This window comes from Bacillus sp. JJ1521 (assembly GCF_036965165.1).
Taxonomy (GTDB): domain Bacteria; phylum Bacillota; class Bacilli; order Bacillales; family Bacillaceae_L; genus Ferdinandcohnia.
This window is the reverse complement of record NZ_JBALOX010000132.1, coordinates 1-10,463: the sequence shown is the minus strand read 5'-3', so window position 1 is coordinate 10,463 and position 10,463 is coordinate 1. Positions and strand designations below refer to the sequence as shown.

6 protein-coding genes are annotated in these 10,463 nt (G+C 36.9%); 5 read left to right on the top strand and 1 reads right to left on the bottom strand.

Annotation, left to right across the window (positions count from 1 at the left end; all coding sequences use genetic code 11):
* Nucleotides 1–2,236, top strand: a 2,236-nt coding sequence (locus V7147_RS17300; protein ID WP_335369080.1) for a glycoside hydrolase family 3 protein, incomplete at its 5' end; no start/stop codon positions are given.
* A 70-nt stretch (nt 2,237–2,306) separates the two neighbouring features.
* On the opposite strand, the gene corA is transcribed toward V7147_RS17300, so the two are convergent.
* On the bottom strand, nt 2,307–3,257 hold the full coding sequence (corA, locus tag V7147_RS17295) for a magnesium/cobalt transporter CorA (RefSeq protein WP_335369079.1): 951 nt from the start codon (nt 3,255–3,257) through the stop codon (nt 2,307–2,309).
* Nucleotides 3,258–3,371: 114 nt separating this feature from the next.
* Between corA and V7147_RS17290 the strand changes: the two genes are divergently transcribed.
* From V7147_RS17290 to V7147_RS17275, 4 genes are all read left to right on the top strand, one after another.
* A complete protein-coding gene (locus V7147_RS17290; protein ID WP_335369078.1) occupies nt 3,372–4,724 on the top strand; it encodes an MDR family MFS transporter in 1,353 nt (450 codons plus the stop codon).
* A gap of 101 nt (nt 4,725–4,825) precedes the next feature.
* Nucleotides 4,826–6,592, top strand: coding sequence for an ABC transporter ATP-binding protein (locus V7147_RS17285; protein ID WP_335369077.1), 1,767 nt, complete (start codon nt 4,826–4,828; stop codon nt 6,590–6,592).
* Nucleotides 6,549–8,345 (top strand): ABC transporter ATP-binding protein, encoded by a 1,797-nt coding sequence (locus V7147_RS17280; protein ID WP_335369076.1) that lies wholly within the window; start codon nt 6,549–6,551, stop codon nt 8,343–8,345. The genes V7147_RS17285 and V7147_RS17280 overlap by 44 nt, the downstream gene beginning before the upstream one ends.
* A 104-nt stretch (nt 8,346–8,449) precedes the next feature.
* Entirely contained in the window at nt 8,450–10,432 is a 1,983-nt protein-coding gene (locus tag V7147_RS17275) for a DUF4179 domain-containing protein (RefSeq protein ID WP_335369075.1), read from the top strand.
* The last annotated feature ends 31 nt before the right edge of the window (nt 10,433–10,463 follow it).

Below are 10,463 nucleotides of genomic sequence, written 5' to 3'. Positions count from 1 at the left end.
ATCAAAGGGAGGAATGAAAATGGCATCCGTATCAAAACAAATCAGAAAAGCTTCAAAGCTAAGAAAAAAACTGTTAGTAAGTACACTTGCACTCTCACTTGTAGCTCCGACTATTGGGTTTGCAGATGAGCAGGGGTACACAGGTGAAGAAGGGGAAGCTACTCCGTATACTGGTCGAGGAGCAATCACAACTTATAAAGTTGCAAAAGCTGACGGTCAACCAGAAATTGAGGTAGCCACTCAAGATAGAATTCTTGAAATTGGCGACAAGTATTTTAGAGATGCAAATGGCAGTAGAAGTTTAGACGTTTATGAAGACTGGAGAAAGCCAGTTTCAGAACGTGTGGCTGATTTGGTTAGTAAGATGAGCCTTGAGCAAAAAGCTGGATTATTGTATATCAATACACACACTCCAGTAGCTGATCCTGCTGATGGGAAATTTGTAACACCTGAAAATAGTAAAATTGTAACTGATAAAAAATTACGTCATGTTATTTACCGTCTATCACAAAACTTAGGCGATATTGCCAATTATAATAACCAAATGCAACAATTAGCAGAAGGACTGGAATTAGGGATTCCGGTTGTAATTACTTCAAATCCTAGAAACTCACAATCTACAGATTATACAAATATTACGAACGTTCAGGATCAACATACATTCTGGCCTGGAACATTAGGATTAGCAGCAGCGAGGGATGTAGAAGCTGTTGGTGAATTTGCAGATATTGCCCGCCAAGAATGGCGATCTGCTGGTATACGTAAGGTTTACGGATATATGGCTGACGTAGCAACAGATCCACTTTGGGCAAGAATTGAGGAGACATTCGGTGAAGATCCAAAATTAGTTGGAGATATGAACTATGAAATCGTGAAAGGATTCCAAGGTGAAAAACTTGACTCAAATGGTGTAGCCATCACAGTTAAACACTTCCCTGGCGGTGGAGCTCGTGATGATGGACAAGATCCTCACTTTGAGAACGGTAGCTTTAATATATATCCAACAGAAGGAAGCATGGAAAAGTATCACATTCCTCCGTTCCAACGAGCAATCGAAGCTGGTGTAGCATCTGTAATGCCATATTATGCATATCCAAGTAATGATAGTGCTGATCAAGGGTTGCCACCATATAGTGAAAATGAGCAATTTGAAGAAGTTGGAATGACCTTAAATGAAGGAATTATCAAGTACTTACGAGAAGGTCTTGGTTTCCAAGGATATATTAACTCTGACTCAGGTGCTGTTGCAGGTAGTGCATGGGGTTATATGGATAAAACGGCAGTAGAAAAAGTTGCAAAAGCGATCAATGCAGGAACTAACATTATTTCAGGTGGTGCAACGCCAGAGTTAGTCATTGAGGCAGTTCAAAAAGGTCTATTAGATGAATCAAAAGTTGATCAATCCATTACTTATACACTAACTGAAATGATGACATTAGGTTTATTTGAGGATCCATATGTAAATCCTAATGAAGCTATTGCTCTAGCAAACGATGAAGAACACAGAGCATTAGCATATGAAGCACACCAAAAGTCTGTTGTTCTAATGCGAAATGATAAAGTTAAGGGTGAAAATCTATTACCGTTAACAGAAGAAAAGTTAGAAAAAGTTAAGCTTTATGTGGAAGGATTTGTAGGAGTTGCTGCACCGAGAGGTCAAGCTAATCCAGAACAATACGTTATTGAGGAATCTATAAAACAATCCGCTGGATTTACAGTGGACTTAAAGAAAACACTTAAAGAAAAATACCCGAATATCGAATTAGTTGATAGTGTTAAAAAAGCAACACATGCTTATGTATATGTGAAACCAACACAATCGAACTGGGATAATAATCCTCGTATTTCAGTTGGTCCAGAAACGGGAGTAACTGACGTAGATCGAATTGTTGAAATCCAAAAAGCAGTTCCAACTATCACAGCTGTAAACTTTACAAACCAATGGCTGATTAATAAGCTAGAACCAAAAGCAGCAGCATTTATCGGTACTTTTGGTACACAACAAGAAGCGGTATTTGATGTAATTACTGGAAAATTCAACCCTGTAGGTAAACTTCCATTTGCTATTCCAGCTGATGAAAAAGCGTTAGAACGAGAAGTTGGGGATGTTCCAAGCTTCGCACCTGAAGAATACAAACATTTCACTTATAAGACAAAAGCAGGTGTCGAATACAAGTATGGATTTGGACTTTCGTACGACAAAGTGAAATCTAATAATGGGAAAAAAAATAAATAATAAAAAATTCATTGAGCCGTCCCAAATGTTTGGGGCGGCTCGCTGTATTTAATCAATTAGAAACTAATCTTCACCGAAACCAACCCTTTTGCTTAAACCACAGAAACATGCCAATACCAATTAAAATCATAATGGCTTGAATCACAAAATACCCATATTTATAAGTCAGTTCAGGCATATGTGCGAAGTTCATGCCGTAAATGCCGGCAATGAAGGTGAGTGGCATGAAGATGGTCGTGATGACGGTTAGAATCCGCATCACTTTATTTGTTTGGTGAGAGTTCAAAGATAAATAACTATCACGAATATCAGCTGTCAACTCACGGCTCGCATCAATTTTTTCAGTCAGTCTTAATAGGTGATCATGGATGTCATGAAAATATTCAATCCGATGCTGTAACAAATCAAGTCGATGCGAATTGATAATCCGATATACCAAATCACGCATGGGTATTACGGTGTGCCGTAAAGCAAGCAAATTATGTCGTGTTTCAAAAAGCTCATCAAGGAGTTCTTCCATCGATTTTTCATTCGAATTGTCTTCGATTTCATTTAACGTATCCTCGAGGTGGTAAACAATCGGGAAATAATTATCAACCAGTTTATCAATGATGTGATATAACACTAGTGAAGGATCCCATTGTTCAATCGTTTCGGTTACCATTAATCGATTCCATACATCATTAATTTCACTTGACTCCTTTAAATGAAAGGTCACAATATACCCATCACCTAAAAATATATTAATTTCTTCTTTTTCCAATGTTTCTTGATGAAGACTGTGAGAAACGAAGAATGTATTTTTTTCATAAAAATCTAATTTTGGTCGTTGTAAGACATGGATACAATCTTCTATAGCTAATGGATGGAAATGCAAGGTTTGTGATAATTCCTCAACCTCTGCTGTTTTTGGTCGATTAAAATCAATCCAATACCATTTACAGTCAATATTTCTTATTTCTGAAATGTGGACATCTGTTAGACGTTCATTATCATTTGTAATTGCAATAACGCGGATCATTAAATTACCTCATTTTTCTTTTGGTGACATGTGTTTGTCTATAGAACGCACATCTTTTCTTTTCGACTGTCTGTAGTATAATAGAGTAATTCTAGAATTAAAGGGGAAGACAAAATGAAATCTAAACCATTTGTTTTAGTAAGTATTGTGCTTGCAATGCTTATTAGTGCTATGGATACGACAATTCTTCAGACTACGGCACCAACAATAGCGGATACACTTGGCGGTTATAAGTTTTATGGATGGATGTTTGCCATATATATTTTATTTTCTACTGTTTCCTTACCAATATTCGGGAAACTTGCTGATATTTATGGTAGAAAAAAGATATTTAGCATCTCTATTATTCTCTTTACGATTGGATCATTACTATGCGGATTAGCCGATTCGATGGTGGAATTAATCGTATACCGCGGTATTCAAGGGCTTGGTGCTGGTGGAGTTACACCATTAACGATGATCATTGCTGGCGACCTTTACTCAATCGAAAAGCGCGGGAAAATCCAGGGATTCTTTTCAGCTATGTGGGGAGTTTCCGCAGTCATTGCACCGCTAATAGGTGGATTTTTCGTTGAAACAATGTCATGGCGCTGGATTTTCTTTATCAATATTCCAATCGGGATTATTGTTCTTTTATGTTTAATCCCCTATAAAGAAAACATTACGAAGGATAATACACCACTAAATTATCTCAGTGCCTTTCTTTTCACAGGAAGTATGCTTGCATTTTTAATGAACACGATTACGACGGAAAATCTTGTAATCTATAATTTATTAGGCATAATCTTCCTAGCCGCATTTATTTTTACTGAGAAGAAATCAGATAAACGCTTTATTCCGATTGAGATTTTAAAAAATAAAAATATTTCATGGATGAATATTAATGGTGTCTTGATTTTCTTAAGCATTTTTGCGTTTCAGAACTATGTTCCTTTATTTATGCAAGAGGTACAAGGTTTTTCAATTATCGTTAGTGGTCTCGTTCTATTCGGAATGAGTGCAGCCTGGATGTTTGCATCTGTTCCGTCGGGGAATTTGATCCTAAAATATGGCTATCGGAATACGATTTTTTTCGGAAATTGCCTGCTAGTGCTTTCTGCGATTCTCGCATTTTTCATGAATAAAGACACAAGCTTCTGGTATATCTTTGTGATTTTAACCATTCAAGGCTTTGCGTTCGGAATTGTGGTTACGATTGGAACAATTGGCTCCCAGGAATTAGCAGAAGCTCATCAAAAAGGAATGTCGACAAGTCTTCATTTCTTTGCAAGAAACATTGGTACAACCTTTGGAGCAAGTATCATGGGGATGCTTATCACAAGTCAGGTGGATGTTGCTAGAGGAATGCATCATCTGAATTTATTCATGTTAATTGCTGTCATAGCCGCGACATTCATTAGCTTTTTTGCTAGTCAAAAATTATATTCTCATAATCTACAACATCAGCAAAACGCCAAAAGCTTCTAGCTTTTTGGTGTTTTTTTCTATATTAATAGTGAATTATATTGTATTATAGAAATAATTTAGAAAATCGAAAGAATTGTTATGTATAACTTTGGGGGCCTCATATGTTTAGAATGCTAGCGTATTTAAAACCATATCGATTAGCCATTTCAGTCGCACTAGTTTTAACATTTGTTGAACTTGCGGTAGAACTTTTGCAACCGCTTTTAATCGCAAAGGTGATTGACGATGGTATTTTACAAAATGATCTAACTGTGGTTATGAAGTGGGGCGGAATTATGGTTGGAATCTCGCTTCTAGCTTTTATCTCTGGAATTGCGAATTCCTTTTTCGCTTCACACACAAGCCAAAGTTTTGCTTTTGATGTAAGAAAAGAATTGTTTGGAAAAATCCAATCCTTTTCTTTCGCCAATCTTCAAAAATTCGATACAGCTTCATTGATAACCAGAATGACAAATGATGTAACACAGCTACAAAACACAGTGTTCATGAGCTTAAGAATCGCATTGCGTGCACCGATGCTGATCATTTTTGGGATGGTCATGGCTCTTTTAGTTGATGTAAAGCTTGCTATGATGCTCATCGTAACGACCCCATTTTTAATTTTGTTTCTCATTTTTGTCATGACAAAAGCAAGAAGACTGTTCCAATCTGTCCAGAAGAAATTAGATATCGTGAACGGCGTAATGCGTGAAAACCTTTCTGGGATGAGATTAATAAAAGCATTTGTAAGATGGGGACATGAAACAAAACGATTCTTTCATGCCAACGAAGGCTTAAAAGACCGTACAATCACTTCACTTCGTCTCATCGAATTAACGATGCCAGTGCTTTTACTATTAATGAATGGAAGTATCATTGCCATTCTTTGGTTTGGTAGCATTGATGTAAGTTCAGGAAACGTCAAAGTTGGAGAAGTCGTTGCGGTCATCAATTATACAACTCGGATTACTGGCGCGCTCGGTGTATTTTCTTGGATTATCATGCATTTCTCACGGGCAAAAGCATCATCAGATCGTCTTGTTGATGTATTAGATACGGAGGTAGATTTAATCGAATCTAAGACGAATCTAAAAACTGTCCAACATGCAAAAGGTAACATCATTTTCTCACATGTTGATTTTCGGTATCCTGCAACGAATGCGTCAGTTATACAGGATATTACGTTTGCGATACAACCTGGTGAAACTGTTGCAATTCTTGGTGCGACAGGCTCTGGTAAAACATCCTTATTTCAATTGATTCCTCGTCTATATGATGCTGACAAAGGAAGTGTTCAGATTGACGGAATTGATGTTAGAGACAGAAAGCTAGACGAATTACGAAAACAAATCGGTTATGTTCCACAGGAAGCGCTATTGTTTACTGGAACGATAAAGGATAATATCCGCTGGGGCAAACAGGATGCAACGATGGAGGAGATCATAGAAGCAGCGAAACGAGCTCAAATACATGAAACGATTGAAAAGCTTCCATTACAATACGATACAGTCATTGGGCAAAAGGGTGTGAACCTATCAGGTGGGCAAAAGCAACGAATTTCAATTGCAAGAGCACTTGTACGAAGTCCCAAAATTCTTTTACTTGATGATAGTACAAGTGCACTTGACCTTAAAACGGAAGCTAAACTTCTTGCGGAATTAAAAAATTATACCTGTACGACACTGATTATTACTTCAAAAATATACACTGCAATGGCAACCGATACAATTTTATTGATGGAAGATGGAAAATTACTTGCTACTGGGAGTCATGAAGAGCTATTACATTCCTCGCCTCTTTATAAAAAGGTCTATAAAACTCAGTTCGGAGAGGGGGGACAATCCCATGTCAACGCGAATGAATCGTGCAAAACAGAGTCATGGGGATAAACCGCAACGAGCTAAGGATAGAGTAGGTACCGTTAAAAGGATTTGGTCCTATCTAGCAGTCAATCATAAATTATTGATGGCCGTATTTGTGATGGTCGTTGCAAGCTCTGGTCTTGGTCTCCTTGGTCCTTTTCTTTTAGGGAGGGGAATCGATAACTATATTGTGACTAAGGAGCATAAGGGGATACTCGTTCTTTTACTTTGGTTAGGAATTGTCTTTATTCTACATTCCTTATCTCTTTGGTATCAAAACTATTGGATGGTCGGCATTGCGCAAAACACGGTATTTTCCATGAGGACGGAGCTATTTGAACAATTGCATCGTTTGCCTATTTACTTTTTTGATAAACGGCAACATGGTGAACTTATGAGCCGAATTACAAATGATATTGAAAATGTAAGCTCAACCTTGAATTCATCTGTTATTCAAATTTTTTCAAGCGTACTTACCTTAGTGGGAACAGTGGCGATTATGCTTTGGTTAAGCCCGTTGCTGACTCTAATCACGATGATTATTATCCCGATTATGTTTTTCGGGATTAAATGGATCACAAAACGGACAGGGAAGTTATTTAAAGAGCAGCAGCGTTATTTAGGAGCACTAAATGGGTATATAGAGGAAACAATTTCGGGTCAAAGAATTGTTAAGACTTTTTCACAAGAAGAAACTGTGATAAACGAATTCTTAGAAAAAAGTGAAAAGCTTAAGAAAGCTGGCTATTTTGCACAAGCTTATTCAGGTTTTATACCCAAGCTTATGAACGTATTAAATAACTTAAGTTTTGCAATTATTGCAGGGGTTGGCGGAGTACTTGCATTGAATGGATATATCACTATCGGAACGATTGTTATTTTTGCTGAATATTCAAGACAGTTTACTCGTCCGCTCAATGACCTGGCAAACCAATTTAATACGTTACTCTCTGCCATTGCGGGTGCAGAGCGTGTATTTGAGATTTTAGATGAAGAAGTCGAGGCTAGAGATGAAACCAAAGCGAAAAGAATAAACAAAATTCATGGGGACGTAGAATTTGAACATGTTGCTTTTTCCTATGAAAAGGAAGGGAACACAATAAAAGATGTTTCATTTGCTGTAAAAGCTGGACAATCTGTAGCCTTTGTCGGTCCAACTGGGGCCGGAAAAACAACGATTATTAATTTATTATCTCGATTTTACGAACCAGATTATGGTGCGATTTTAATTGATGGGAAAAATACGTCAACAATGACAAGGGAAAGTCTTCGTCAAAATATGGGATTTGTGCTCCAGGATACGTATTTATTTCAGGCAACGATTATGGACAATATTCGCTATGGTAGACTTGATGCGTCTGACGAAGAGGTAATAGAAGCTGCAAAATTAGCAAATGCTCATTCATTCATCATGAAGCTACCAGATCAATACAAGATGATTTTAAAACAGGATGGTAGTGGCATTAGCCAAGGTCAAAGACAGCTTCTTTCGATAGCGAGAGCAATCCTTGCAAACCCATCTATTCTCATACTTGATGAAGCAACAAGTAGTATCGATACGGTCACAGAAATGAAAATTCAAGAAGCACTACAACGGTTGATGAAGGGGAAGACGAGTTTTATCATTGCACATCGTTTGAATACGATTGAAAGAGCCGAACAAATCATCGTATTGAATGAAGGAGAAATTGTCGAAAAAGGTAACCATGAATCCCTATTACAGCAGAAGGGATATTATTTCAATCTATTTACGAGCCAGTTAAAAAAGCAAGTCATGTAGAACTCCTTACAAAGGGGTTCTTTTTTTGAATATAAAGAAGGATTCATGCAGGAAATGTTGAATATTGAAGAAAGAAATGTTTTCCAAGGGGAGAGACATACATTGTGATCATTGCAGAAACTGATCCCATTTTAATAAAAATGATACGAGAAAAAGATATGGGAGCCATTATCAATTGGTTTGAACAAAGGAAAGATAGCCTATACAAGCTTGCATGGACATATATGAAAAATACCGAAGACATTCAAGATGTTTTTTACAATATCATGCTAAAAGTTCAAGCCGACATTCAAAAACAAAAAAAGAATCCAGACTTTGAAAAATGGGTGATTTCTCTTTTCGTAGAGGAATGTAAAAAAAGGTTACGTCAGGGAGGTTTAGATGATGTCCTCGCTTTAACCTATGTATTAGGGCTTTCACAAACTGAGGTTTCCGAAATTCTTGAAATCTCAATTTATACAGTTAAGGACCGTCTTCATAAAGGAATCCAGAGTTTAAGCAGCGTTAAGGAAGGTCATTACCAGGAAAAATTTATTGATTATTTAAGTCGATCATTAGAACGACCGGAAAAAATTGAATTTGAAATACATTTACATACATGTCAAATCTGTCAAACTAGTCTAGCGAGCTTTCAGAATACGATATACTCTCTTATCGAAGGTGCCGAAACGATCGAAGTTCCGGGAGAGTTTTTGGACCAAGTAATCACAAGCTTAGAGAAAATAGAGGAAGAAAAAAGAAAAAAGAAAAAGAAATGTACAATCATTAGTGCTGGAATCGCTTCCTCACTCTTTTTACTTCTCTTAATTGGTTATGTGACTAATGGATTTTCATATATGTATTACTCCTGGCTCGACTGGCGTGACAAGGAGGATGAGCAGCTACTTGCTTATTTAAAAAGTGGAATAGGGGAGCCTTTAAATTTTGTACAGGAAAGCAACGGCGTAAAGGTTACCATTAAAAGTGCAATTGCCGATGACTACCAAACCCTAATATATTATGAGGTTGAAAGTCTTGAACAGGAGAAACACTATGGCATAAATTTTTGGAATGGTGTTTCAATAGAAAACCAGGAAGATATTTTAGAAAATCTATCCTATCCCATCAATCAATTACCTGTTCAACCAGTAAAAAGTGGGGAAAATGTGTTAAAAGGAACAATCAGCTTATTACCCATTAAAAAGGAAAACGAAAAAATAAAACTTAATATTTCAAAGTTACAAGAGGTTGAAAAAAGCTCTTCAGTTGAAGAGTGGTTAGATCCTTATGATGAGAGTACATTTATTAGAGGGACCTGGAACTTTGAAATCCCTGTTCAAAAACAAGCTTCAATTGAGCATACTTTAGTTGAAAGAGCTACGATCGATGGCATCCCAATCAAGTTTAAGAAGCTCATCCTTGCCCCAACTGTAACAGTACTAAAATATACAACAGAACAGGGAAATAATAATAAATTTATACATGAAATGAATATTGCAGAAATTGAAACGGAGACAAAAACAGTAAAACCAGATCCTTTCTTCGGAAATGTTCCACTTTACGAAACTGGGGATGGGAATTCTTTCTTAACACGTTTTGATTCTCTGTATTTTGAAGACTCTAAAGAACTCAACATCCACTTTAGCTCCTTTTCTTATTATGTCAGTGATTCTTATCAAGTGGATATTGATATAAATCAACCGTTTCCTCAAACCTTTGAATATCTTGGCAGTACTATTTCAATCGACAAGGTGGAGCTTGGAATGCCTACAAAAGTTGAAATAACAGCTCCGATGCATGAAGGACGAAAATTCGAATCAATCCATTTTAATATACTTGGTCGAAATAACACTTCAGCAATGTCAATGGGAATTACGGATATTGAAGGAGTTCTTGTTGACAGAAACGGAAAAAAATATAACATGGATGAATATAACTTTTATCCAAACATGGACGTGAATGATAAGCCACGCCATTACCAAACGAAAATATTGATCGAGATTCATAATGAGGTTTCGGATGAAGAAATTGTTCCAGGCTGGTTGCAAATCCAAGGGTATCAGGGCACAACATATTTGGATGAAGAGATCAACTTAAAATTGAAATAAAAAAGCTCAGATTGGTGGTTACCCCTAAAAG

Bases quoted from the DNA above. Each gene is read 5' to 3' on its own strand.
- V7147_RS17285 (WP_335369077.1), top strand. From the start codon at position 4,826: ATGTTTAGAATGCTAGCGTATTTAAAACCATATCGATTAGCCATTTCA.
- corA (WP_335369079.1), bottom strand. From the start codon at position 3,257: ATGATCCGCGTTATTGCAATTACAAATGATAATGAACGTCTAACAGAT.
- V7147_RS17290 (WP_335369078.1), top strand. From the start codon at position 3,372: ATGAAATCTAAACCATTTGTTTTAGTAAGTATTGTGCTTGCAATGCTT.
- V7147_RS17280 (WP_335369076.1), top strand. From the start codon at position 6,549: ATGTCAACGCGAATGAATCGTGCAAAACAGAGTCATGGGGATAAACCG.